This is a genomic window from Limosilactobacillus sp. (assembly GCF_022651205.1).
In the GTDB taxonomy this organism is placed as follows: Bacteria; Bacillota; Bacilli; order Lactobacillales; family Lactobacillaceae; genus Limosilactobacillus.
The window spans coordinates 1-26135 of the sequence record NZ_JALCQI010000012.1 but is presented as its reverse complement, the minus strand read 5'-3'; the positions used below and the strand labels follow the sequence as shown (position 1 = coordinate 26135).

Genomic DNA, 26135 nt, shown 5'->3' with positions numbered 1-26135 from the left:
GAAATATAAACGACGCAGTACACAAATGGGCTTCAGTGCTCGGAAAATCCGAACGCTAAAGCCCTATTTGTGCTTGCGGAGGTTCCCATAGGCTAGCTACGCGTCGAAAGACGAACTAGCGAGCTAGTTCTATCTCACTCTCATTCCTTAACCCCAAAATGAATAGCGGCGGCACCAAAATTAAGCGGCAAATAGTTAATATCCTTGAATCCAGCATCGGCTATCATTCGGGCTAATTCATCAGCAGAGACAAATTGCTGACTGGTTTTCTTTAAGTATTGGTAATCTTTCACGTGGCCACCAGCGAGCTTTGCTAAGTATGGGAAAACATTAAAATAAGCTTTCCAGCCAACCTTAACTAGTGAGTTCGTCGGTTGAGACATTTCGAGGATTCCTAATTGACCATCAGGCTTGAGAACCCGATAAATTTCGGCTAATGCCTGATTCGCATCAGGGACATTACGGAGGCCAAAACCGATTGTAACAATGTCAAAAGAGTTATCATCCAATGGTAAATTCATTGCATCCCCATTAATTAAGATGAGGTTTGGGATTCCCTTAGCCTTCTTTTCGGCAATTTTTAACATTGCGGAATTAAAGTCAACTCCAGTAACTCTTCCCTGGGGCAGACGATTAGCAAGTGCCAGCGTTAGATCGCCTGTTCCACAACAGATGTCGAGTGCTTTTGCTCCAGGTTTAAATTCAAATCCATTTAATAATTTCTTTCGCCATAGCTTTTGGGTTCCTAAACTAATAACATTATTGAGCCTATCATAATGGGGAGCAACCCTAGTGAACATTTGGTTAACTTCTGTTTCATTTTTGATGTGATTTGTCGTCGTCATTACCGTGACCTCCTAACTAGTTTCTTTGGTTGAACTAGTACGATTAAGATAAAGTTGATGAGTAAAGTTAGTCCAGTAATCGCAAAGACCATTGGGTATGAGGATAAACCGGAAATAATTGAACCAAGCAGGGAACCAAACACAGCACCACCAGCTTGGAAAGATTGGTTAATGCTGAAAACCCGACCAAAGGCTTCTGTAGGGACATTCAACGTTAAGACAGTTTGTGCAGCTGGCATCAATGCAGCATTGGCAAGCCCTAGTAGGAAACGCCAGAATGCTAATGACCATGGTGAGTGTGTAAACGTCATTGGAACGAACAGGATAAAGGCGGTGATTAGTCCGATCCGCAAGACTTTTTCTGGTCCAATTTCATCCATAGTATGACCAACCTTCGAAGCAGCAATTAACGTCCCTAATCCAGGGGTTGCCGCTACAATCCCGGCGACAAAGGCGATGTTACCGTGGTTATGCATTAATTGGCGGACATATAGACTGATGATTGGGCTAATTGACATTGATTATGACATGACAATCAGGGTCGTCAGGAAGGTCACAAAGATTAACTTTCTGTTTGGAATTTCGGCCATTACTTCTTTAATTGGCCGCATCTTTTCTTTCTTAATTGGCTTAAAATGCCGTTCCTTAACAAGAAATGTGGTACTAAGGAAGACACAGAACATTAAGAATCCGGTGATAAAGAAGGGGATCCGGTAACCAAATGCTCCAGAAAGCGCCCCACCAAGTAGTGGCCCAACAAGGTTTCCGGCGATCCCCGCAGTTGAAATTGCGGACATTGCCCAACCTGACTTACTATGTGGCGTTTCACCAGCGATTAGAGCCGCCGCGTTGTTAATGTAGCCTGAGAAAGCCCCCTGCAAAAGTCGCATTCCAATAATCATCCAAGCAGATTGGGAGAGCCCGGTAATAAAGATCGTACAGGCCATTACTCCGGAAGCCCGCATACACATTAATTTCCGGCCTTTTTGATCCGCTAGACTACCCCAGAGTGGGGAAACAATTGCCTGACTGACAAAGGTCGCACCAAAGGCTAACCCAGAATAAAAGTTTAGCTGAAATTTAGAAAAGTTGCCGAGTTCGTTGATGAATAGGGAAACGAACGGCATTGTCATTGAGAATCCCATCCCGGTTATGAAACATCCAATCCATAGGGAATAGAAAGTTTTGCGCCACTGGGGAGATAGCTCAGAATCCATATAATAAATTTCTCCTTTTTAATAGTAATAACTATGAGTATAACAAGTTCGGGGGTCAGAAGCTAATTTTTCCGGGTCTGTTTGATCCTTAAATAATGAAAGAAACTAAGAGCCATTAGAAGAACCATAATTACGGTAGCCCACATTCCATAACGGATTCCCGTTACTAATGAACCTGGAGTATTCGCAATTACCACGCAAAGGGTTACCGAGACAGCACCGAAAACCTGACGAAGGGTATTGTTGAGGGCCGTTCCGTGACTGTTTTCTTCCTGGCTTAGCTCGGAAAAAGCTTCTGAAAGAGCAGGACTAAATACAAAGGCATTCCCAATCATTCTAAGCATGTAAGTTAATGTTAGAAGAATAACTGAAGAGTGTTGGTTAACTAATACGAGGGGAATTGATGCAACCAACATGATTACGGCACCAATCGTAATTAACCATTTTGAACCATATTGATCATACAAACGACCAACGAATAGTGCAGCAATGGCATTTGCAATTGCCCCAGGAAGAAGAATTAACCCGGAGAGAAAGCTTCCCATCCCGATAATCTTTTCTGTGTAGATTGGCATCAATTGTTCAGTTCCTAAAAGAACCATAAAAGTAAAGATCCCGACAATCGTCATCCAGCGGAATGATGGGTAAGCAAAAATCTGTACCTTTAACATTGGGTTCTTTAACCGTAATTGTCGTTTAGTGAACGCTACAATGATCAATAGCCCTAAGGCTAGCATTGCTATACCAACCCAAACATTAATTTGAAAAACGGTTAGGCTTCCTAATGCTAAAGCAGAACCAACTAATGAAATTAGTACGGAAAGGTAGTCAATCTTAATTGGCCGTGGGGTCGAAAAGTTAGGCAGCATTACATAGCCGACAATAAATGCAAGAAGCATTAATGGTAAAACTAAGATGAATAGCCAGCGCCACGAAAGAAATTCCAGGATTAGTCCAGAAATTGTTGGCCCGATTGCAGGGGCTGCAGAAATTACTAGACTGGAGAGACCAAGGATTGAACCACGCTTCTCAATTGGATAGATTGAGATCATTGTTGTCATTTGAAATGTCATTAACATTCCACTAGCGCAGGCTTGGATTAGTCGCGCCAAAAGAAGGCTAGCAAAGTTGTTAGCGAAGCAGCCGATCAGTGTCCCAATAATAAATGTTCCAATGATTCCAATGAAAACATGACGATTGGAAAACTTTTCGTACATGTTCGATGATAGTGGGGTGACAATCCCGATGATTAAGGTATAACCAGTAGTCAGCCACTGGACTGCATTTAATGATACGTTCAGGCTATTTTGGATGACTGGAAGAGCCGTTACCATCATTGTTTGACTTGCTAGACTGATAAAACAAGATCCAAGCAGTACAGCTGTAATGATTCGACGAACGTGTAAACTGATGTCTGTTGATTGATGCACATTATTACCCCTTTGATTTTAGATTACCAAACTAGTTTACCATGGCTTGTCAAATCAATTGCTGCTCCTTTGACCCATTCTCTGGTACAATCGAGGATGAGATAAAAGGATAGTTTGAAATATTATGAGAGGGAGTAGGCATAATGAAAACGAGAATTGCGATCTTTTCGGATGTCCACGGGAACCTTAGCGCAATGCGGGCAATGTATCGCGATAGCCGTGAACAACATGTTGATCAATATTGGTTTGTGGGCGATCTATTAATGCCCGGTCCAAGTGTCGGGAAGATTTTGGAATTGCTAAAGATCATCAAACCAACCGTGATTGTTCGGGGAAACTGGGATGATCTGGTTGTTAATGGGGTCCACGGTAAAATTGACGTTGAATATCCGTCTCATGTTTATTTTGCTCGCTTGGCACAGTATGTTGGGGAGAATGCTCCACGGGGGATGGTAGACGAAATTGCCAGTTGGCCGTTGCACGTGACAAAAAAAGTTGGCCCATTGAATTTTGGCATTTCCCATAACCTTCCCTGGTTAAATATGGGACAGGACCTTTTCCCGACCCAGTCAACGAAAAATTTCGATCAGGTCTTTACACCGGCTAATCCACCAATTGACGTTGCAATTTATGCCCATGTTCATCACGAGATTATGCGGTATGCAAGTGATGAGCGAATCGTAATGAATCCGGGTGCCGTTGGTGAGCCATTTAATGGTTGGGCTAACCTGCAACGAGACTTACGGGCCCATTATTTAGTAATTGAAGTTGATGATCTCGGAATGGCTTCTGTTAGTTTCCGCCACGTTGGTTATGATCGAAAGGCGGAACAGGCAATCGCTGATCAATCCGCTGTTCCCTATATTGAACTTTATGATTTGATGATGCATACAGGAAGGGCATATACTCATGATCCTGAAAAATTGACGCGGCTTAACCGGAAATATGGCTATGCAGCTCAGTATCTGGATTACTGTAAAAGAATTGGTCAAAAATAGTCAAACATTTTTCTTGTAACTCTTACAAAAAGTCAGTATAATGATTAAGAATTATTCGCAAATGTTATTTCTGATGTAGAGCAAAAGCTAGCTGTCCGCTAGTGAGAATATTTGGCATAGTTACTAAAGATTAAGGGACTAGATTAATTTCTGGGCTCTTTGAAATGGTGGACCATTTTATAATTTAAGTTAAAAAGGAGATATATATTTAATGGCAAAAAAGTCAAAAATTGCTAAATTAAAACATCAAGAAGCATTAGTAAAGAAGTACGCAGAAAAACGGAAACAATTAAAAGCTCAAGGTGACTACATCGCCTTATCCAAGCTACCACGGAACTCCAGCGCAGTCCGCTTACACAATCGTGATCGCTATGACGGCCGTCCTCATGCCTACATGCGCAAATTCGGCATGTCCCGTCTAACCTTCCGTGAACTTGCCCACAAAGGCCAAATCCCTGGTGTCAAGAAGGCTAGTTGGTAAAAATAGAGTGTGAGCCAGCGGAGGACTTGCGGTTGGCTAACGATGGCTTCTGGCGAAGACGTGACTTGTTCACGTCTAGCCAGAAGTGCGTTAGCTCTAGCAAGTCCCTGGCGAAGCACATTGCATTCGAATATCCAAATCATTGTTAACAGAATCACGATTCTGTGCTATACTAGTCATCGAATAGTTAAGTAAATAAGTAATTAATTGTGGCAACTAAATTAGGCAGCATTTGAGCCTAATTTAGTTGTTTTTAGTTTAAATCAATTTAATTTAAAATTATTCTAAATTAGGCTTGATCTTAATTTAAAATTAGTTATACTAAAAGTGTAGTTCAGAATGATTCTAAATTAAGGAGAGGGTTTATATGATGAATTTTATTGGTCACGAAATTGATGATTTCAAGGTAAATGCATACCAAGATGGTAAGACCAAGGAAGTTACTAAGAACGATGTCTTAGGCAAGTGGAGCATTTTCTTCTTCTACCCAGCTGACTTCTCATTTGTTTGCCCAACCGAACTGGAAGCACTTCAAGATAAGTATGAAGATTTCAAGAAGGCTAATGCAGACATCTATTCAGTTTCCGAAGATACTGAATTTGTTCACAAGGCATGGGCTGAAGCATCAGAAAAGATTGGTAAGATCAAGTACAATATGTTAGCTGACCCTGCAGGAAAGCTTGCACGGATGTTTGATGTTTTGGATGAAGATGCCGGTCAGGCTTACCGTGGTGTATTCATCGTTGACCCCGATGGTAAGATTCAATCCTACACAATTAATAATATGGGAATTGGTCGGAGTGCCGATGAAATCTTGCGGACACTTCAAGCAGCTCAATTCGTTCGTGAACATGGTGACCGAGTTTGCCCTGCAAATTGGAAGCCTGGTCAAGACTCAATTAAGCCAAGCTTAGATCTTGTTGGTAAGCTTTAATTTCTGAGGAGGGAAGGCCGATGAGCGAGCATATCTATGATTTGATTATCGTTGGTGCCGGACCGGCTGGATTAACGGCTGGTCTTTATGCCGGTCGTGCAACTCTTGATACTCTAATTCTTGAGGGAAACAGCGTTGGTGGCCAGGTAACAACGACATCTGTTGTCTACAATTATCCAGGCGTGGCGGATGTTGATGGCACCGAGTTAATGAACAAGATGCAAAAACAAGTTGCTGATTTTGGTGTTAAAATTCAGCACGCTGTTGTTGAAAAATATGCGGATCTAACCGCTGATGTTAAATCCGTTATTGATTCAAATGGTCAGCAATATTACGCTCGAAGCATCATAATTTCTGGCGGCGCTAACCCACGGAAGATTGGTTTCCCGGGAGAAGATAAGTTCCGTGGTCGTGGGGTTGCATACTGTTCAACCTGTGATGGAGAATTATTTACCGGGTTGCAAATTTTCGTTGTCGGTGGCGGATATGCCGCTGCGGAAGAGGCTGACTATTTAAGTCGTTACGGGAAACACGTTACAGTTTTGGTTCGTGGTGATCACTTCACTTGCCCGCCACTAATTGCTTCTCGGGCCTTAGATAACCCTAAGGTCAGCGTTGAATATAATACTGAAGTTGAGAGCGTTTCTGGCGATGATTACCTAACGGAAGCAACTCTAGTTAACAATAAGACCGGTGAAAAGACCGTTTATCATCTTGACGATGGTGATCAAACCTTTGGAATGTTCATCTATATCGGCACTCAACCAGCAACAAAGAACCTTGAGGGAACAGTTAACCTTGATGAACAGGGCTATATCGTGACTGATGATCAGCGACAGACAAACATTCCTGGTGTTTTCGCTGCTGGTGATATTATTCAAAAGTCACTTCGTCAAATAGTTACTGCTACAGCAGATGGTGCCGAAGCTGCAACAGCTGCTGAAAAGTATATTGCAGAACAAAAGCAGCGACTGGGTATTCCAATCCATGCTGAAATTAAAAAACCAACTAAACCGGTTGGTCAAACTTCTTCCCTTGATGATGAGGAAGAAGTTGCACCGCACTCTGGTAACTGGCTGTCTGCAGATATTGATCAGCAATTGAAACCAATCTTTGCCCGCTTAACGAAGCAGGTAACGTTGCAAGTTTTAACTGATGGTACCGCATTAAGCGATCAGTTAGTTGGCTTTGTGACCGAGTTTGCTGGACTAGATGACCATATGACAGTTCAGACTGTTTCTGCTCCTGAGGATGTTAAATACCTACCACAACTACGGTTATTAGATGAGACCGGCAATGATACTGGTCTGCATTACGCTGGTATTCCAACCGGGCATGAGCTTAATTCACTTGTCCTCGGTGTATACAACGTTGCTGGACCAGGACAGACAATTTCACCAGAGATGGTTGAGCGGATTAAGAAGTTACCGGCAGCAGAGATTAAGATCGGTGTTTCGTTAACCTGTCACTTCTGTCCAGATGTTGTTGCTGCTTGTCAACGGATGGCTTCACTAAATCCTAAGATCAGTGCTACAATGATTGATCTTCAGCACTTCCCAGAATTACGGAAGGCGAAGAATATCATGAGCGTTCCCGCAACAATGATTAACGATAGCCCAGTGATTTTCGGTAGTCAAACATTGGAAGAGCTGGTTCAAGCAGTTGAACAACAAGCCTAACTTTAGAAATTAAAATTAACTGTTTTGATTTATCGTAGATAAGTCTAATAATGCATGTTACATTAGAGCTTCCCCGCATTTAATATTTAAATGCGGGGGCTTTTTTGTAGTTTTCGTTAATTCTGTTATAATTAATTTCAGAAAGAAGGATGGACAATTTGAGAGTTCATATTACTAATACTCACCATATGATCGGGGTCGCAAAGATCGCCCAACACATGGTAACCGATATTGCAACTAACGAACTTGGCTTCCGTGAGATCGGTATTTTTCAGTATAGTGATGAAAATGAGAGCGAAGAATCTCTACTTGCTCGTTTTGATGGGATGCTCGCTGGGGTCGAGATGGGCGATGTCATTGTTTTCCAATCACCATCATGGAATTCGGTTGAATGGGATACAGTATTCCTTAAACGGACCCTGCTTTATGACAATTTGAAGCGAATTATCTTTATTCATGATGTGATTCCCTTGATGTGGAAGAGTAATCGCTACCTCCTTGATAAGTGGGTCGACTATTATAATATGGCTGATGTTATTATTGCTCCATCCCAACAAATGGTTGATATCTTGCGTCAACATGGTTTAACCGTGAAAAAAGTTGTAATCCAAAAAATGTGGGATCATAATGTTGATGTTGACCTAGGAAATGAAAAGCCTCACTATGCGCCAATTATTAACTTCGCCGGTGACCCAACCAATCCTAATAAGTATGGCTTTGGTGGAACCTGGTTTACTCCCGATGTTAAGCTACGAGTCTTTACATCACCTAAAGAATGGGGAATTGGGCGAAATATTGAATTCGTTGGTAGTATGCCGGATGTCGCCTTACTAAATGATATTCGACGAGTGGGTGGCTTTGGTCTGATCTGGTCTGGCGATCCGTACTGGCTTGAATATATGAAGCTTAACTGCTCATTTAAGCTTTCAACTTATCTTGCTGCTGGGTTGCCAGTCATTGTCAATAGTGCCACACCAGCACGCGATATTATTGAAGAGAAGCATCTGGGTATTGTCGCGGATTCACTAACAGAAGCAATCGATCGGGTAAGGACAATGACTACTGAGGAGTACGACCGAATGGCTGCTTCAATTGACGAATTTGCCAAATTGATTCGTGGTGGATACTTTACTAAACGTGCATTAGTTGAAGCCGTTTTTAAAGCCTACTATGAATGATTCTTGAGGAGATATTATGGACGAGGAACGAATATCAGTAATCACAACGATTTATAATACTGAAAAGTATTTAGATCAGTGCATCCAAAGCATTTTAGGACAGACTTATCAGAATTTAGAATTGATTCTGATCGATGATGGTTCTACTGATCACTCGCTTGCAATTTGTAACCATTATCGTCAGCTTGATCCGCGAGTAAAGGTGATTCATCAAGCTAATCAAGGCGTTAGCCAAGCCCGTAATTATGGACTGGATGTGGCCAACGGGGATTTAATTACCTTTATTGATAGTGATGATTATATATTGCCAAATTATCTGGAAGAGTTGGCAAGACTATTGAAAACAAGCGATAGTCAGATTGCTGTTAGTGACTTTCAGGCTTATAAGGGGAACGGCCACCTATTAGTTCACCTTCCGGATCACGAGCCAAGTTCACAAACGTTTTCTCCTCATGAATGGTTTGATTTTGCTTATACGAACAAGAATGATTTCTTCCAATTAATCTATACGGTCCTCTGGGGGAAGCTCTTTAGAAAAGAAGTTCTTAGTGAGGTTTATTGCCCGGAAAACACCAAGATTGATGATGAGTTCACGACTTGGAAAACCTACTTACAAGCAACCAAGATCGCCTACCTAAGTGATGAAGACTATGTTTACCGCCTTAATCCGGCTGGACTATCACGGCAAAAGGATCAGAGCCAAATCCGACCATTAAGAAGTCTTGAAGAGGAGATTACATTTTTGAGCATTCTGGGATACAATCCAGAAATACTTGAGAAAATTTACGTTAAACGATTGAAAAAATGTCGACAGGCATATTTAGCAACGGGCAGGTATCACGATTACCAAGATGCCGACTTAAAGCTCAGAATATTAACTAAATAATTTTATTAACCTCTTAAGTTGAACTTAAGGGGCATTTTTATCTACTAAGTTTGCTATTCCTTTTCATTTATATAGTAATAAGTGTTTTATTTATGATCTATTTGCATTAAAATTAAGTTATTAGAGTGATTTAGCAATGAAAAGAAATCTTTATTTGGGGAATTTTTAATTTAAGTAAGTTGCTATATCTGATATTTGAATAATATTTTAATTGAAAGCGTGTGAAAAATGCGAAAAACATCTCAGTTGTCTAACTTGCGTCGCCGGGTGGCAGTGACGTTACTAACATTACTGGTTTACATGCTCGGATCATCAATTCCGGTTCCGTTTGCACGATTTACCAAGTCATTTCACCATTTGCTAAACAATACTCCCTTAAGTGTTGTTAGTTTTATGAGTGGTGCCAACTTCCAAAAACTGTCACTATTCATGATCGGGCTGAACCCGTTAATGATTGCGATGTTGATTATGCAACTATTAATGATGATGAAGCTCTTCAGCCTTGACTCGTTATCAATGCGGCAAATGATGGTTGTTCAGCAATTTGTGACACTGATCTTGACTCTAATTCAGGCCGTTACACTGGTTATTGGTCTCCACCTGACTTCAGATATTTTACAGGCAATCGCGGTAATTATTATTCTAACTGCCGGGAGCTTGTTCGTTGTTTGGATGGGGTACATGAATATGGAGTTTGGTATTGGTGGGACGATCACGATCGTTCTGTTTAACATGGTCACGATGTCTCTGCCAAACCTCAAAAAAGCCATTAAGGGGATTAGCACTTTATCCCATCCAGATTTGTGGATTATTGCGCTAGTCCTTGTTGGGATCCTTGCAATTGTTTTTTGGAATGCCTTTGGACACGCATATTACCCAGTTAAAACGATCAATACCTCAATGCCAAGTAGCTCCAAGCCGATCATTGTTCCGATTGGCCTTAACTCTGGGGCAATGATGACTTACATGATCGGGATGGCCCTATTAATGTTCCCAACCTTAATCGGGAGCCTCCTTGGTAAAGATTCGATCTTTGCTAACGTCTACTTCGATGCTCTGGTCAGTGGTGTGATGGCGTTTGGTCTGTTTTACTTCTTTGCGTTTATGCAATTCAACCCTAAGGAACAGGCAAAGCAATTACGGAACAGTAATAACTATGTTCTCGGTATCCGTCCGGGGAAGCCAACTCAGGATTACCTTAAACAAAAATTGCTGCGGGTTTCCTTTTGGGGTGCCTTCCTTAATGCTATTCAGCTGACTCTTGGTCTTCTGGGGAACCAGCTTCTTGGTAAGTTCGCTGGATTTGCGGTCATTCCAATGAACATTGTTATGTTGGTTATGTTTATGACGGGAATTAAGGATCAGTTGTTAACCCTTCTGTTCCCAAGTCGTTACGAGAAACTAATGAAGAAAGAGGGATAATTTTGGATTATTTAGTACCAGCTTGGCATAATTTGATGGAAGACTGGGCCACGACTATTCCTCAAATCGCCTTTGATGATGCCACAAGTCATATGCAGTTATTACAGAACACGCAAAATCGGGTTGGCCTGCTTGTAACCGACTACCAACCTCAATTGATGACAAAGTTAAATGAGATGGCACTAGCACCTTCAAAAATCTTTTCCGTATTTGATTACTTACAAGGGATCAACCACCTTGCAAGCAGGATCGTTAGCCTTCGGGATCTGAACTGGCCTGATGATATTAGTTTTAATTACACTGCCTTTCGGGTCTATGCAGTTCACAAGGATAAGCTCTATGCTAAGGTAACCTTTGACAACCAGGGGAAAATTTTAACGGTTCAGTATGCTAACCAGCAGGGAAAGGTTGACCGGATCCTTGATTTTGATAGTCGGGGCTTCATCTCACGTGAACGGCGGTTAGAAAATAACCAGTTAGTTCTTAACACTTATTATGATGAGCAGGGACACTGGCGGTTAAAGCATCATTTACACAGTGGTGAAGTAGAAGTTAACCCTGATTTGCCAAGATTTACTAAGCATCTTCATTATTTACAAATGAAGGATTTGATTTCTGAGATTGTTGAAACGCAATTTATCAATCATCTGCATAAGGAAGATAACCTGGTAGTAACGATGGATGATCAATCAACGGTTAAGAACGAGACATTTTCACGGCTTCGTCCAGTGTACTCGGTTAGCAATTGGCACCCATTTAAGAAGACCCTTCAGGCAATACGGAGTGAAGCTAACCAGGGTGTCTTCGTTGATTCAGAAGAAACCTCTGCACTACTTAAGAAGACCTATATGGTTGCTATTCAGACCGGTGTAATCCCATTATTCCCATCCCAATTCAAGCTTGGTCATAGTCAACGGATCCTTCAGCAACGAATCGGGGTCTTTGTTGAAGATGTTGATCCTAATATGCTGCGACCAATTATTGAGTTGATTTACCAGCGGCTTCTTAAAAATCCAAAGGGTGAGGCACTTTACCTATTTGCCTACACTAGTGAAAAAGAACAGTTAGCAAACCAGCTAATTGAAGAGTTAAAAGATGCCCACCGGGGAGAATTTAAGCTAAAGCCAGAACGGCCAATGCTCAAGCGGGTCGTCCCTGATGAACAGGATGAGACACCTGAGCTTGAAATTCGGGTCCACCGTTGGACTAACAACAATGATGTGATGAGCGCCCTTGATAAAATTCGGGTCGTCATTGATTGGGGAGAACGACCAGACAGTTTTTTGCAAATGGCAACGATCAATGTCGGGATTCCTCAGATTCGTCAGGTTGGAACAGCAGCGATTGTAAATGGCAAGAACGGCTTCATCTGCGAGAATATGCTTCAATTACCAGCGGCCCTAAGCTATTACATTGATAACCTGAAGAATTGGAATACCGCATTGACGTTTGATGTTCAGATGCTTAACCAATATTCAGAGGAAAACATGCTTAAGGTCTGGCAACGAGTTACGGCAAAGTGAGGTGAGAGATGATGAATGTTCTTCAATTAGGACCGAGCGATTGGTCAGCTGACTATGCGGTTCCGGACAGTGTTGAATGGGAACATAATGCGTATCCCCGACCAACGGGTGACGGGAAACCACACCGTTATACGGTTGTAATCGTTACGGGTGCAGTCCAACTCAGTGACGAGGACTGGGCAAAGCTTCAGTGGCTATCTGATCCTTATACGGTGTTATATGTCCCTGAAGCTCGTGAACAACTCAGTCTCGCTGGACAAACCTACCTTCGTCTCCAATTAGCCAAGCCAGTTAACGAAGAACCACAAAAGTTAATTAATGACTTACCAAGTAAGTATTACTTTGGTCAGTCAGGAATGCGGGTATCCCCACAAAGTTTAATGATTGATGACCAGTGTGTCCAAGAGATGCAGTTTCATGACGAAGGGCACCTGATCTTGAATGTTGATACTAAGGATCAGTGGCGGTCGTTGGGAAACTACCGACCATCCCTCTACATCGATCCAGAACGGGTTATCAAGTTCTGGCTTGAACAACAGAGTACTGACGATCTCCATCTCCGGCTTCGGGCATTTTATAGTCCGCTTGGTGGGGATGGTGACCCTGCAAAATCATTTATTATCGATATGGATTCACCACAGGAGCAAGAATTACCACTATCACCTGAAGAAGCTGGACGGTTAACCAATGTTTAGCTTGAGGCATGTGGTCAAGGGGTGCTAGTTCTCGGTAACCTTCACCTTCGTTGGTCACGGCGGGGTGTTGGTAACTACATTGTTGGTGGTGATCGCCTTGTCGATCCACAAACCCGGGAAGAGGTTGGTGTCTATTACAATCCTGGTGATCTTAAGCCACCACTGAATGTTTACTTCTCCGGTGCTCGTGAATTGGAAGGCTTTGAAGCTTATCCGCTATTCAGGAGTGTTCATGCACCATCATTACTGTTTACTGATCCACGACTAGAAGTTGGTCAGTTCTATACGGGACCAAAGATTTCTGAGCTAATCAAAGAAAAGATCGTATCCCACTTGAAGGAGCTTGGCTTTACTAAGGATCAATTAGTAATGAACGGTATTTCAATGGGGACTTACCCGGCATTAAAGTACGGTGCGGAATTATCAGCACATGCAATCATTGTTTCTAAGCCAATTACTAACTTGGGTTATGTTGCACTTCGGGGACGCCTTCACCGGCCTGATGAATTTGATACGATCTTTGATGTTGATTCTCAATTAACAAAGAAGCTAAGTATTGCTGATCTAAACATGATTGACCAGACTTTCTGGGAGGACTTTACTGAGTGTGATTTAACCAACACTAAGTTATTCATTGCCTACATGAAAGATGACGATTACGATAATTTGGCGTACCACGATTTAGCAAATAATCGGGCAGTCAAAAAGGCTCGACAATTTATTTATAAAGGGTTCCCTGGTCGACACAATGATGATCCAGAAGTTGTTAGCTGGTTTGTTAGTCGGCTTAAGGAACTAATGCAAAATGATTTTGGCAGGAAGGGCTAATAAGATGCAGAATTATATTAACCAAGTATATTGGGGACCAGCATGGAATACTTATTACAACGGTTCCAAGGTAACGATTTCCGCCAAAAGGGAAGTAGACTTTAATAACCCACTGATGGTGCCCGGAAAGAATATCATTAAGTGGAGTTCTGTTTATAATTTCCAGGCAAATAAAATTGTTCCGCAGTTACCATTACTCCGGATTAACCAGCGTTACCGTGTTTCGGTAAAAGCATCATCTGAACCGGCTCAAGGATTTTTTACCCGGATCGTCTTTTTTAATGGTCAGGGGGATGAAATTAGTCGGCTTGAGTTCCACAATTTAGAGAAGACGTTTACGTTTCCTGTCGGAGCGGTTCACTACGAGATTAGCCTAGTTAATACGGGGTGTACCAGTATGCAATTTAAGCGACTCGAAATTTGTCCTGCAAAGTTACCACGGAAGGTCCACGATGACTTATGGTTTCATAAGCCAGTCAATAATGATTCGGATCAGCCAATTAATATTGTTGTAATGCACGATCCAAAGCGGGTAAAAAAGACTTGGGAATCTGTCGGTAAAATGCTCAATGGTCTTCCGTTGCAGATTATTAGCATTGGTTGGCAGTATGATGGTGATTTGGCAGAAACGCTGGTGCACTGGATTGAACAGAAAAACCAGCTTTATGCACACCTGATCAGCACGTCAGCAGATCTGGATGAGGAGTTACGGAAGGTTCATAAGGCAAGCCCGAAGACGCAACTACTGCTAACTGAAAATACGCAGGATGACAAATTACACATTGACTACGAAATATACGCAAGTCGGGATATTCCTGAATGGAGTAAGACCGACCTAATCGATCCGGACTGGATCACAATTACGCACGCCATCAATGGCTTATGGGGAGGAGTGAAAGTTAAATGATTCTTGATGCTTTTGAACGTCACCAGATCAAACGGCAATTGCGGAAGGTCAACAAGTGGGCTCCCAAGATGCGTAAGATGAGTGATGAAGAATTGAAGTCCCAAACTAAGATTCTCCAAAAGCAGCTTGCTGACGGGAAAACCGTTGATCAGATTCTTCCACGGGCCTTTGCCGCAATGCGTGAAGCTGACTTGCGGGTCCTAAAAATGTTCCCGTATGATACACAGGTAATGGGTGCGATCGTTCTTAACCAGGGATATATCGCTGAAATGAAGACCGGCGAAGGGAAGACCCTTACCGCGACCCTTGCCCTTTATCTGAATGCCCTAAGTAGGAAGGGTGCAATCTTGGTAACACCAAATGCCTACTTGGCACAGCGTGATGAGGAACAACTGGCACCAGTTTACGAGTGGATGGGATTAACTGTAAGCACCGGCTTCCCTAAGGATGATCCCGATCGTAAGGTTCGTCCACAGGAAAAGCGTCAATGGTATAACTCCGATATCCTGTACACCACTGCTAGTAACCTGGCCTTTGACTACCTCTTTAATAACTTGGCTGCGAACAAGGAGGGGCAATACCTTCGTCCATACCACTACGTTATTATTGATGAAGTGGATGATGTCCTTTTGGATCAAGCCACGTCACCATTCGTTGTTGCTAGTGCGCCAATGTTGCAATCAAACTTATACCGGCTCTGTGACGACTTTGTACGGACACTGGTACCAAAGCGAGACTTTACTGTTCGGCGGCGAGACAAGGCTATTTGGCTGACCTATAACGGTGTCCAGCGGGCTGAACAATACTTCCGGATCCGGAACCTTTATGATGATGAAAGTCGGGAAGTTTACCGTCACATTGCCTTGGCGATGCGGGCTCACTACTTCATGAAGAACGGTCATGACTACCTGGTAGAAAAAGGGAAGGTTGTCTTACTGGATGAAACCGATGGTCGGCTGAAGAACGGGGTTAAGGTTAACACCGGGCTTCACCAGGCTGTTGAACAAAAGGAACACGTTAAAGTAACCGATAACCAAAAGACTGCGGCCTCAATTACGTTCCCAAGTCTCTTCGGTCTTTTTGATAAGATCTCGGGGATGAGTGGGACCGTTAAGGGTGATGAAGACGAATTTATTAACGTCTACAACATGAAAGTTGTTCAGATTCCGACCCATAAACCTGTTATTCGGAAGGATTACCCAGCCAAAATTTACCTGACGACTTCAGAAAAGTTAATGCAGGCCCTTAATGATGCCATTACTCTTCATAAGGCAGGGCGGCCAATTCTGCTTGTCGCTGGTTCAGTGGAAAATTCTGAAATTATTTCTGAACTTCTTCTTGACCGGGGAATCCCGCACAACGTCCTGAACGCCTTTAACATTGCCCGTGAAGCAGCAATCGTTAAGGATGCCGGTCAACCGGGTGCCGTAACCGTCGCCACCAACATGGCCGGGCGGGGAACTGATATCAAACTCGGCCCCGGTGTGAAGGAAAAGGGTGGCCTTGCGGTAATTGGTACAGAAATGTTGCCAGAGCGGGTGAAGTTACAGCTTGCTGGTCGTGCCGGTCGACAGGGTGATCCCGGTTCGAGTCAGTTCTATATCTCACTGGAAGATAGCTATATCGCTAAGGCAAGTACCAAGCGGTTCAAGAAGATGTACCGGAAACTGGTTGAAAAGCGGCGCAAGGGAGCAATGCCAAAAGAACTTAGTGGTCCCCGGATTCGCTTAAGTCTAGAAATGCTAAAGAGTCGGGTTGCGGACGGCGAAGTTCGTTCACGGAAAAAGACGAATAAGTATGAAGTGGCCTTGCGGATCCAACGGACGCAGTTCTATAAGGAACGGGCTAAGTTAATGAATAATGCCCGCCTTGAACGGACGGTCGGTAATTGGCTGAGCGAAGGAATTGATGACTTCCTTAACGCACAGACCGAATGGACGCCAAGTCAGTTACAACACCTGATTAACGAGCACTTTACTTATAAAGAAGTTCGTGTTCCGGATAACTTAATGTATAACCGGAAGGGGTTAAAGAAGTACCTTGAAGGCCTTTGTACCGACATCTTAAAGGAAAAATACAAGACATTAATTAATACGGAGCAGCTAAACCAGTTTTACCGTTCAGCATTACTAACTGCCCTTGATCATTGTTGGACAGACCAGGTTAACTACCTGAATGATTTACGGATTATTGTTGAACCATGGTCACTTTCTGGTCGTGATCCCGGGTATATTTATCAAGTTAAAGCATTTGATTCATATAAGGACATGCTTCGTGAAGCACGGAAGAAAGCGGTTGATAACTTGCTGCTTAGTCGGATTAAATTAAATAAGAAGAACCAACTAGTGGTTAGTTTCAACTAGTTAAACGGGAGGACGAGTAAATGACTGTATACAATGTCAATCTTGGAATTGGCTGGGCAAGCAGTGGTGTAGAATACGCCCAGGCTTACCGTGCTCAATCCCTACGCAAATTAAAGGTGCCAGCTAAGTTCATCTTTTCGGACTTAATCCTGGCCAACAATATTGAGGATTTAACCAAGAACCTTGGTTATGCCGATGATGAAATTATCTGGTTTTACAACTTCTTCACCGACGTTAAAATTGCTCCGTCAGACTATCCGTTAAGTAAGTTTGAAAAGGACATTAACCTCAAAGAACGGCATTTTGATAAAGAAGAAATTAACGGTGGTAAAAACCTGTTCTATACCGCTGATGATGAGGGATTAGCGATTAACGTTCGCCTCCATGACAAAGAAAAGAAGACGATCGATCAGGTTTCGTACGTTGCTAATGGGGTAATGGTCAAACGGGACTTCTATTCGTACACGAAATACGCTACTGAATATTATAGTGGCACTTCAAATAACAACCATGTTACCCACCGGGACTTTTATAACGAGGATGGGCGAATTGCCTACACCCAACACCCACGGGGGAAGAACGAAATCTTTGAATTTCCTGATCAAATCTATTATTCAAAGAACGAACTTTACCGTGAAATGCTAAAGCGGTTGAAACTGACTAAGGATGATGTCATTATCCTTGACCGGGAAGACGACGGTAATGTTCTGATCAATGGTCAATTGATTTTTGAATACCACAATCCTGCTAAGTTGGTATTTGTTGTTCACGCTGACCACTATGATGATCACTACACAAATAAGAAGACCGTTTTATGGAATAACTTCTACGAATACCAATTTACCCATACTCGGGAGGTTGCTAGTTTCATTGTGGCAACGGACAAGCAACGTGACTTGCTGAAAAAGCAATTTAAACAATACCAGAATGTTAAGCCAGATGTGACGACGATTCCGGTTGGTAACCTGCAGAAGTTAACCAAGCCAACGAAGCCCCGGAAGCCTCATTCACTGATTACCGCATCCCGGTTGGCAACCGAAAAGCACATTGATTGGTTAGTCAAGGCAGTCGCGAAGGCTCACCAAAGTGTTCCAGATGTTACTCTTAATATTTATGGTCAGGGTGGCGAAATGGGCCGGCTAAGGAACTTAATTGATCAGAACCATGCCAGTTCATATATCCGGTTAATGGGGCAGCACGACCTTACCGAAGTTTATAAGAACTATGCCGCTTATATTGCTGGTTCAACGAGTGAAGGGTTCGGTCTAAGTCTCCTGGAAGCGGTTGGCTCAGGATTACCAATGATCGGGTTTGATGTTCCGTACGGTAACCAGACCTTTATTGATGATGGGAAGAACGGTTACCTCTTGCCATATACTCAGGATTGGAGCGATGATAAGAAAGTTGGCTTGCTAGCTGATGCGGTTGTTAAGCTCTTTACTAAGGCTGATCAAGAAAAGTTTATTCAACGTTCATACGATTTGGCTGAGCCATACCTTACTGATAACGTTGCAAAGCGTTGGGGAAAGCTATTGGAGGAATTAAAGAATGATTAACCTATTTGAAAAATATGATGGAAGTTCACGAGACTTTCTCTTTTCACAAAAGACGGCGAAGATCAAGATTCCGTCAGTAGCAATGATTGATGATGGCTTCTTGCCGGACGATGTTGATTCACCATTTAAGTATTTCTGTAACTTAAACGATCATCACGATCCACTATACTTTGATCAGCTCAAGATTCCTTATTACTGGCGAATCTTAAGTACAGGTGCTGGTGGACGGATCTTTGACCTGGATCACTTGAAAGCCCGGATAGTATATAGTGCAACGAATAATTCCCGCTTCGTTAAGGAAGTTCACTGGCTTGACGATGTTGGTCTTACTTCATGGGTTGACCATTACAATAATCATGGACACTTGTTCGCAAAGACATATTATGAAAGCAACCAGCCAACGTACCGGAAGTACTTTGATAACCACGGTAAAGTCGTGATTGAATGGAATATTGAGGCGGACGATATTTTCTTGGATACTAAGGGGATTCACCGTCACTTTACCTCATTGCCAAAGTTCGTTGCCTTCTACCTCCAGTTGCGGAAGTATAATCTTGACCATGTCTTCTATAACTCACTTAGTTACCCACTGTGGGTGATTGATGAATTACCAGCCGGCGGTAGTGATACCTTGTTCTGGAACGAAGACACTGGGACAGAAATTCCGGGGAATATGCGGTACCTGCTTGATACCAAGACGCGGACTAAGCACATTGTTTTCCAACGTCACCGTGACTGGATTCGGCGTCGTGAACTGTTCCCTGAAAATCTAGGAAACGTTACGGATCTTCACTATCTAGGGATGATTTACCCGCACCCACGTGGTAATAAGTTACAGCCACGGATCCTGATTATGACCAATTCTGATCAAATCGATCACCTTAATGAATTGGTTCAGGCAATGCCAAATATTCAGTTTGAGATTGCGGCGGTTACTGAGATGTCTGGGAAGCTCTTAGCCTTTGGTGAACGCGACAATGTCAACGTTTACCCTAACGTTAGCCGGAAGCGTGCTTTAAAGCTGTTGCAGGACTGCGATATTTACCTTGATATTAATCAGGGGAGTGAAATCCTTGACAGTGTTCGGGCAGCCTTTGAGCAAAACATGTTGATCTTAGGTTTCAAGGATACCCTTCACGAACCGCAATTTGTTGCCCCACAAAATATTTTCGAGCAGGGACAGGTTCGGGAAATGACCCAAACAATCCTGACGGCATTGCTCAAACCAGCCTTAATGAAGAAGTTGGTTGATACCCAACGTGAACATGCAAATGATTCAACTGTGGAACAGTACAAGAAAGTGATTGGAGAGTTGACAAATGGCAAAGCAAGATAAAGAAAATGAGTCAATGGTCGAAAAACATGCTCTCGATCGACTGAATCACGTTGAAAAGGAGCACCGGAAGGCCTATGCTAAGAAGCCGGAAAAATTTAGTCCCGCTAAAATCATCATGGGAATTATCTTGATTGTTGTCCTGCTGACATCATTAGTCAGTATCTTTTAGTAGAACTTACAAAAAGTTAGCAATAAACTATTGACTTTTGCTTATTATTAGGTAAAATTTAGTTAATCAATCGCGAAAGGAGTACAGAGAATGCTGAATACTATCATGTCAAAAGAATGCTGTTTTGCTTGTTGCACTGTTTGTAACAAGTTTTTTGACGTGGTAAAAATTCAGTAATTTGTACTCTAGTAAATTAATAGGTGACGAAGGTCCTTAGCCTTCTCATTGAATAACTAGGCTTACAATTCTGGATTTGAATTGTAAGCTTTTTTGTTTTCGCGGTAGGAAAGAGAGGATGATCATTATATGGATTGGACGATTATCCAGCAGAGCTTGCCCAACTTTGTTCAGGGATTTAAATTAACCCTGTGGCTTTCATTAGTTGGGATTGTCGGCTCAATTATTGTTGGAATTATCACCAGTTTAGTTCAGTATTTTCGGGTTCCCGTTCTAAAACAAATCCTGAACGTTTACGTTGAGGTGGCCCGGAATACCCCGTTATTAATTCAGCTATTTTTCTTGTATTACGCATTTCCAGTGATGGGAATCAAAATGACTGCCGAAACCTGTGGGATCATTGGTTTGATTTTCCTCGGTGGGGCATACATGGCAGAAGGATTTACTGGTGGCTTTAATGGTGTTAGTCAAAACCAACTTGATGCTGGTGAAGCATTGGGGATGAACCAGTTCCAGCTTGCCCGTTATGTCGTTCTTCCTCAGGGGCTTTCGTTAAGCGTTCCAGCCTTAGCGGCAAACATTATCTTCCTGATTAAGGAAACTTCAATTTTCTCCGTGATTGCAATTCCAGAGTTGACTAACACGGCATTGGATTTAATCGGGATGTATTACCGATCAAACGAGTACTTATTCGTCTTGGTCGTTGCCTACGCAATCATTTTAATTCCGGTAATCTTACTGCTTGACTGGCTTGAAAGGAGGGTTCGGTATGGCGCATTCGGGAATTAGTGTTCTTTTTGAAGGAACCAATTTTGCTCGCTTGATGGGTGGCTTGTGGACATCGGTATGGATCGCCCTTGTTTCGCTGGCAATTGGCTTGCTACTGGGAACGCTCTTTGGCCTTTTGCGGACACTAAGAAGTCGGTTGATTCGCTTTGTCCTCCTATTATACTTAGAGTTCTTCCGGATCGTCCCGACTGTTGTTCTCCTGTTCCTGGTTTATTACATTCTCCCGCGGCAGTTTAACATTAACATGCCAGCTACCTGGATGGCCGTTTTAGCCTTCTCACTTTGGGTAGCGGCAGAGTTTAGCGATATTGTCCGGGGAGCGCTTGAATCCGTTCCAAAACACCAACGAGAATCTGGACAAGCGTTAGGGTTAAACCAATGGCAACTATTCCGCTATGTCTTGTTACCGCAAGCAATCCAGCTTGAACTACCAGCAACGATTAACCTGGCTACCCGGGTGATTAAGACAACCTCACTTTTATTAATGATTAGTGTTATGGATGTCATTAATGTTGGTCAACAGATTATTGAAGCAAACAACCAAACACACCCAACAGGAATTTTCTGGGTGTATGGCTTGATTTTCATTCTCTACTTTATTGTCGATTACCCATTATCACTATGGGCAAAGCACTTAACCGCAAAGCAAAAGGATTAATTTAGGCAGGTGGTATTATGGCAGAAGAGATTCTCAAAGTTGAACATTTGAATAAGTTTTATGGTGATTGGCAAGCCCTTCATGACATTAACTTTGACCTTCAAAAGGGTGAAGTTGTTACCTTGCTGGGTCCATCGGGCTCAGGAAAGAGTACGTTGATTAGGACCCTTAATGGATTGGAGCCGTTTAAGGATGGCAATATCTACTTTAAGGGTGAAAAGGTTGAACCCACACCAAAGGAATGGCAGAAGTTGCGTCAGCAGATTGGAATGGTCTTCCAAAGTTATGACCTTTTCCCAAACCTGACCGTGTTGGATAATATCTTGCTAGCACCAACAAAGGTTCAGAAGCGGGACCGTGAAGAGGTTAAGAAGGAAGCAATGGCACTGTTGGAACGGGTCGACTTGGCTGACCAAGCGAACTCTTATCCGCGTCAACTATCTGGTGGACAAAAGCAACGAATTGCGATTGTCCGGGCATTAGCGATGCACCCTGAACTAATGCTCTTTGATGAAGTGACCGCATCACTTGACCCAGAAATGGTTCGTGGCGTTTTGGAAATCATTAAGGAACTGGCGGATCGGGACCATATGACGATGATTATTGTGACGCATGAAATGAACTTTGCCGCGCAGATTGCAGATCGGGTCCTATTCCTTGAGGACGGAAAACTCCTCGAAGATACCCCAGGGAAGCAGTTCTTTGAACACCCACAAACAGCACGGGCTGCTGAGTTCTTGTCAAGCATGGAATTTTAGGAAGGAAGAGATCAAATGATGAAGTTTAATTGGAAGAAAATTATTGCTGGTGCCGTTACCGTTGCCGGAGCGGTTGCTTTACTCGCTGGTTCTAGTTATTTAAAGCCAGCAACCGCCAACGCAGCTAGTGATTCTAGCTCAGTGAGTGCTATCAAGAAGCGTGGTACTCTTCGAGTAGCTGTCTTCGGTGACCTACCACCATATGGTTGGGTTAACAAGGACGGAAAGCGAGTAGGTTATGATGTTAAATTAGCTCGGCGGATGGCTAAGGATCTTGGTGTTAAGCCAAAGTTCATTCAGGTTAACGCTAATAACCGGGTTGATACCTTAAACTCCAATAAGGCTGATATTGTGTTAGCTAACTTTACCGTTACCCCAGAACGGAAAAAGGTCGTTGACTTTGCCAAGCCTTACATGAAGGTTTCCGTTGGTGTCGTTTCACCAAAGAAGAAGGCCATTACCAAGGTTAGCCAATTGAAGGGTAAAAAGGTGATCGTAACTAAGGGAACCACTGCTGAAAATTACTTTACCAGTAAGCAGCCTGGCGTTAACCTATTGAAGTTTGATTCCAAGACTCAACAATTCAACGCCTTAAAGAATAACCGTGCCGCAGCCCTTGCCGACGATAACTCCTACCTTTACGCTTGGGTTAAGAATAATCCAAAGTACACTGTTGGTATCAAGAGCATTGGTCCTAAGCAATACATCTCCCCAGCCGTTAAAAAGGGTAACAAGTCTCTCCTCAACTGGAGTAACAAGGAAATTACCAAGTTGAACGAAGCACGTTTAAACTATGTTGCAGTAGAAAAAGACCAAGCACACAACCTCATTGATTGTGTACTTGGTCTTTTTAAATCAACTAATAGCAGTTCCTACAGATTCTCATCCGTCTTAAAGTTCAGCTCACAATAGTCCGTCATCTTAGTAATCAATTCCATTGCTAAGTTCCGGTAAGCAGCTAGGGTATCGTTAGCAAACTTATCACTCTGGTCATTTAGGTAGCTGGTTAGTGAATCGCCAGTTAGTGATTGAGCCTTTGTGTCTGTTTCACGGATTAACTGTTGTGCAGCACTATTCCGTTCTTTTTGAACATCACGAAGAAGTGGAAGGAAGTCATGAAGGTGGCTGTCAACCAGAACGCTGGCGTGCTTAAAGATCCAGTAAGCCGAGTTCAGTTGAGCTGGCAACTTACCACGACTATAAGCAGCCGGGAGCTTGGTGATTCCGTTAAAGAATGGGACATAGGTACTTTCGTTGGCAACCCCCATTGCTAACCAGTGAACGTCAGGTCCTTTCCTTCCGGTTTGTAGTACATGTGATTCCTGAGTTTTAGCAAGACTGATTGGACGGTATTTATGAGCGTTTGGACTACTGGTAAGGGGATCAAATTCGGTTCCTTCATAGTGGTTACTGAGGTAGTTTTGCGCATCGCTAATTGATAATAGTTGGTCAGGCTTCATTAAGAATGGCAGCTCAGTTGATTCTGGCGTTTCACCCGTTGCCTGCTTAGGACTAAACATTTGGTGACCAATCCAAACCCGTGGTTCGCTGTATATTGCATCAGAGCGGTCTGCAGTCCCGAAGATTTTCCGGAAATTAAAGGTCGTTGGGTCAGGGTTCAGATTGTTCTTCTCTACAAAGTCTTGAATTCCAGGGTGGAACATGAAGTTATCTGGATCGTTAAAATCAATTTCTTGAATTGCTAGTTGGTTAGCAACAACGGCATAGCAATCATCAGGAATTCGCTGGGCAACCCAGTAGTGACCAGTACCAGTTTCGAAATACCAGGCTTCATTATCATCAGCAAACAAGACCCCGTTAGTTTCACCGGTTCCGTACTTGGCGATTAAACTCCCCAGGCGTAAGACTCCTTCACGGGCGGTTTTTACGAATGGCAAGACAACAGTTACCATCGCCTCTTCGTTTAAGCCGTTCTTTACTAGTGGATCAGCACCCAAGACGAGGCTGTTAGAATAAGCACTTTCGGTCGCGCTCATTGCGACGTTGTATTCATTAATCCCGTCTTCCTCAAATAGCCCGTACTTATCAGTCCATTCTGGAGTGGCGGAGTACCGAGCACTATCGTCTGGCAGATCGATTTCTAGCTTAGTTTCTTTTGAGACAAACTTTTGTGGTACCGCACCGTGTGGGTGAATTACCATGTGCTTTGGCCAGGCAGCCTTAGCGTCCTCATTTCGACCAATCATAATTGAGCCGTCAATGCTTGCCTTTTTTCCAATCAAAATACTCGTACAAGCGGATAATTTGTTTGGCATATTAAGAACCCCTTTTTATTAATTTTATGTTTCCCGTGTTCTCCCTTCAATTATACACCGCTTAGGCAAATAGTAAGCGCTAACAATTAATATTCTTTGGCGTTTAGCAGAAAAAGATCTTATAATAGAATGATTATTTTTTTTCGTGGGAGAAGGTAAATTATGCAACAACTATCAATGCTTATTGTGATGTTAGCAGCACTTATTATTCCGATAGCGATGGCCAGGTTCAAGGTCTCCAGCGTTCCAACCGCTGTTGCAGAAATTGTTGTCGGGATCCTGATCGGAAAGAGTGCCCTTAACATTGTTCATGAAACATCATCGTTGACGCTCCTTTCTAGCTTAGGGGTGATCCTGTTGATGTTCCTTTCCGGAATGGAGATTAATTTTGACCTATTTAAAAAGGCTCCAGGGCAGAAAAAACGTGATTCTAAGTCACCGGTCTCGATGGCAGCGATGAGTTTCACCTGTGTTGTCATTACGGCACTTGTTCTGGGAATTATTTTGTACTTCCTCGGCTTATTCACCGATGTCTTGTTAGCAACGATCCTCTTCTCAACCATTGCTTTGGGAGTTGTAATCGCGACACTAAAGGAAAAAGAAATTTTAGGTCGGCCAATGGGGCAAACGATCCTCTTGACAGCAGTCCTTGGTGAAGTCATCCCAATGTTAGCCTTGACGTTCTATGCTTCAATCTATGGTCATAATGCTGGGCGTCTATGGTTAATCGTTCTTCTATTCCTAGCCGCCATCATTCTTTTACGGCGGTTCCGCCAGCCATATGTCTGGTTTAATAATGTTTCAAAGGCGACGACCCAGCTTGACATTCGCTTGGCGTTCTTCCTGATTTTCACTCTTGTGACGGTCGCTGAAACTGTGGGGGCGGAAAACATTCTGGGAGCCTTCTTAGCCGGAATGGTAATGAAGCTTCTGGAACCAAGCGAAGCAACCCAGGAGAAACTGACCTCAATTGGTTACGGCTTCTTCATTCCGATCTTTTTTATCATGACCGGAGTTCGTCTAGACCTTA

At 42.9% G+C, this 26135-nt stretch carries 21 protein-coding genes and 2 pseudogenes; 19 read left to right on the top strand and 4 right to left on the bottom strand.

Going from position 1 to position 26135, the window contains the following annotated elements:
- Positions 1–140: 140 nt before the first annotated feature.
- From ubiE to LKJ51_RS03995, 3 genes and pseudogenes are all read right to left on the bottom strand, one after another.
- On the bottom strand, positions 141–845 hold the full coding sequence (ubiE, locus tag LKJ51_RS04005; RefSeq protein ID WP_291979873.1) for a bifunctional demethylmenaquinone methyltransferase/2-methoxy-6-polyprenyl-1,4-benzoquinol methylase UbiE: 705 nt from the start codon (positions 843–845) through the stop codon (positions 141–143).
- A pseudogene (locus tag LKJ51_RS04000) lies at positions 845–2062 on the bottom strand (MFS transporter). The gene ubiE and the pseudogene LKJ51_RS04000 overlap by 1 nt, the downstream one beginning before the upstream one ends.
- Before the next feature lie 62 nt (positions 2063–2124).
- A complete protein-coding gene (locus LKJ51_RS03995; RefSeq protein ID WP_291979874.1) occupies positions 2125–3492 on the bottom strand; it encodes an MFS transporter in 1368 nt (455 codons plus the stop codon).
- A gap of 143 nt (positions 3493–3635) precedes the next feature.
- Between LKJ51_RS03995 and LKJ51_RS03990 the strand changes: the two genes are divergently transcribed.
- From LKJ51_RS03990 to LKJ51_RS03905, 18 genes and pseudogenes are all read left to right on the top strand, one after another.
- Positions 3636–4490: a metallophosphoesterase family protein gene (locus LKJ51_RS03990; RefSeq protein ID WP_291979875.1), complete on the top strand. Its 855-nt coding sequence runs from the start codon at positions 3636–3638 to the stop codon at positions 4488–4490.
- 211 nt (positions 4491–4701) lie between these two features.
- Positions 4702–4971, top strand: a complete 270-nt coding sequence (gene rpsN / locus LKJ51_RS03985; RefSeq protein WP_102169229.1) for a 30S ribosomal protein S14 — start codon at positions 4702–4704, stop codon at positions 4969–4971.
- 370 nt (positions 4972–5341) lie between these two features.
- Positions 5342–5905: an alkyl hydroperoxide reductase subunit C gene (gene ahpC, locus LKJ51_RS03980; protein ID WP_291979878.1), complete on the top strand. Its 564-nt coding sequence runs from the start codon at positions 5342–5344 to the stop codon at positions 5903–5905.
- Positions 5906–5925: 20 nt separating this feature from the next.
- Positions 5926–7584, top strand: a complete 1659-nt coding sequence (locus LKJ51_RS03975) for an FAD-dependent oxidoreductase (RefSeq protein WP_291980119.1) — start codon at positions 5926–5928, stop codon at positions 7582–7584.
- A 149-nt stretch (positions 7585–7733) separates the two neighbouring features.
- A complete protein-coding gene (locus LKJ51_RS03970; protein WP_366017769.1) occupies positions 7734–8762 on the top strand; it encodes a sugar transferase in 1029 nt (342 codons plus the stop codon).
- Positions 8763–8778: 16 nt separating this feature from the next.
- Complete coding sequence (locus tag LKJ51_RS03965) at positions 8779–9648, top strand: glycosyltransferase family 2 protein (protein WP_291980117.1); 870 nt, start codon at positions 8779–8781, stop codon at positions 9646–9648.
- Positions 9649–9876: 228 nt separating this feature from the next.
- Positions 9877–11070, top strand: a complete 1194-nt coding sequence (secY2, locus tag LKJ51_RS03960) for an accessory Sec system protein translocase subunit SecY2 (RefSeq protein WP_291980116.1) — start codon at positions 9877–9879, stop codon at positions 11068–11070.
- Positions 11071–11072: 2 nt separating this feature from the next.
- On the top strand, positions 11073–12593 hold the full coding sequence (gene asp1, locus LKJ51_RS03955) for an accessory Sec system protein Asp1 (protein ID WP_291980115.1): 1521 nt from the start codon (positions 11073–11075) through the stop codon (positions 12591–12593).
- Positions 12594–12601: 8 nt separating this feature from the next.
- Positions 12602–14116 (top strand): annotated as a pseudogene (asp2, locus tag LKJ51_RS03950) (accessory Sec system protein Asp2).
- 4 nt (positions 14117–14120) lie between these two features.
- Positions 14121–15023 carry an accessory Sec system protein Asp3 gene (gene asp3, locus LKJ51_RS03945; protein WP_291979906.1) on the top strand — a complete coding sequence of 301 codons (903 nt, stop codon included), beginning with the start codon at positions 14121–14123 and terminating at the stop codon, positions 15021–15023.
- The gene (gene secA2, locus LKJ51_RS03940; RefSeq protein WP_291979905.1) at positions 15020–17386 is read left to right on the top strand and encodes an accessory Sec system translocase SecA2; all 2367 of its coding nucleotides are present in this window, start codon (positions 15020–15022) and stop codon (positions 17384–17386) included. Before asp3 ends, secA2 begins: the two co-directional genes overlap by 4 nt.
- 20 nt (positions 17387–17406) lie before the next feature.
- Positions 17407–18942 carry an accessory Sec system glycosyltransferase GtfA gene (gene gtfA / locus LKJ51_RS03935; RefSeq protein ID WP_291979904.1) on the top strand — a complete coding sequence of 512 codons (1536 nt, stop codon included), beginning with the start codon at positions 17407–17409 and terminating at the stop codon, positions 18940–18942.
- Positions 18935–20278: an accessory Sec system glycosylation chaperone GtfB gene (gtfB, locus tag LKJ51_RS03930; protein WP_291979903.1), complete on the top strand. Its 1344-nt coding sequence runs from the start codon at positions 18935–18937 to the stop codon at positions 20276–20278. The genes gtfA and gtfB overlap by 8 nt, the downstream gene beginning before the upstream one ends.
- Complete coding sequence (locus LKJ51_RS03925; RefSeq protein WP_291979902.1) at positions 20262–20447, top strand: hypothetical protein; 186 nt, start codon at positions 20262–20264, stop codon at positions 20445–20447. Before gtfB ends, LKJ51_RS03925 begins: the two co-directional genes overlap by 17 nt.
- Before the next feature lie 306 nt (positions 20448–20753).
- Entirely contained in the window at positions 20754–21413 is a 660-nt protein-coding gene (locus tag LKJ51_RS03920; RefSeq protein WP_291979813.1) for an amino acid ABC transporter permease, read from the top strand.
- Entirely contained in the window at positions 21394–22071 is a 678-nt protein-coding gene (locus LKJ51_RS03915; RefSeq protein WP_291979811.1) for an amino acid ABC transporter permease, read from the top strand. Before LKJ51_RS03920 ends, LKJ51_RS03915 begins: the two co-directional genes overlap by 20 nt.
- 17 nt (positions 22072–22088) lie before the next feature.
- Positions 22089–22829 carry an amino acid ABC transporter ATP-binding protein gene (locus LKJ51_RS03910; RefSeq protein WP_291979809.1) on the top strand — a complete coding sequence of 247 codons (741 nt, stop codon included), beginning with the start codon at positions 22089–22091 and terminating at the stop codon, positions 22827–22829.
- A gap of 18 nt (positions 22830–22847) precedes the next feature.
- On the top strand, positions 22848–23741 hold the full coding sequence (locus LKJ51_RS03905; protein WP_434737675.1) for a transporter substrate-binding domain-containing protein: 894 nt from the start codon (positions 22848–22850) through the stop codon (positions 23739–23741).
- Here the strand turns inward: LKJ51_RS03905 and LKJ51_RS03900 are convergent.
- The gene (locus tag LKJ51_RS03900; RefSeq protein ID WP_291979807.1) at positions 23702–25105 is read right to left on the bottom strand and encodes a C69 family dipeptidase; all 1404 of its coding nucleotides are present in this window, start codon (positions 25103–25105) and stop codon (positions 23702–23704) included. The two genes, LKJ51_RS03905 and LKJ51_RS03900, sit on opposite strands and share 40 nt — an antisense overlap.
- Before the next feature lie 162 nt (positions 25106–25267).
- On the opposite strand from LKJ51_RS03900, the gene LKJ51_RS03895 reads away from it, so the two are divergent.
- On the top strand, positions 25268–26135 hold an 868-nt coding region (locus LKJ51_RS03895; RefSeq protein ID WP_291980114.1), incomplete at its 3' end, for a cation:proton antiporter.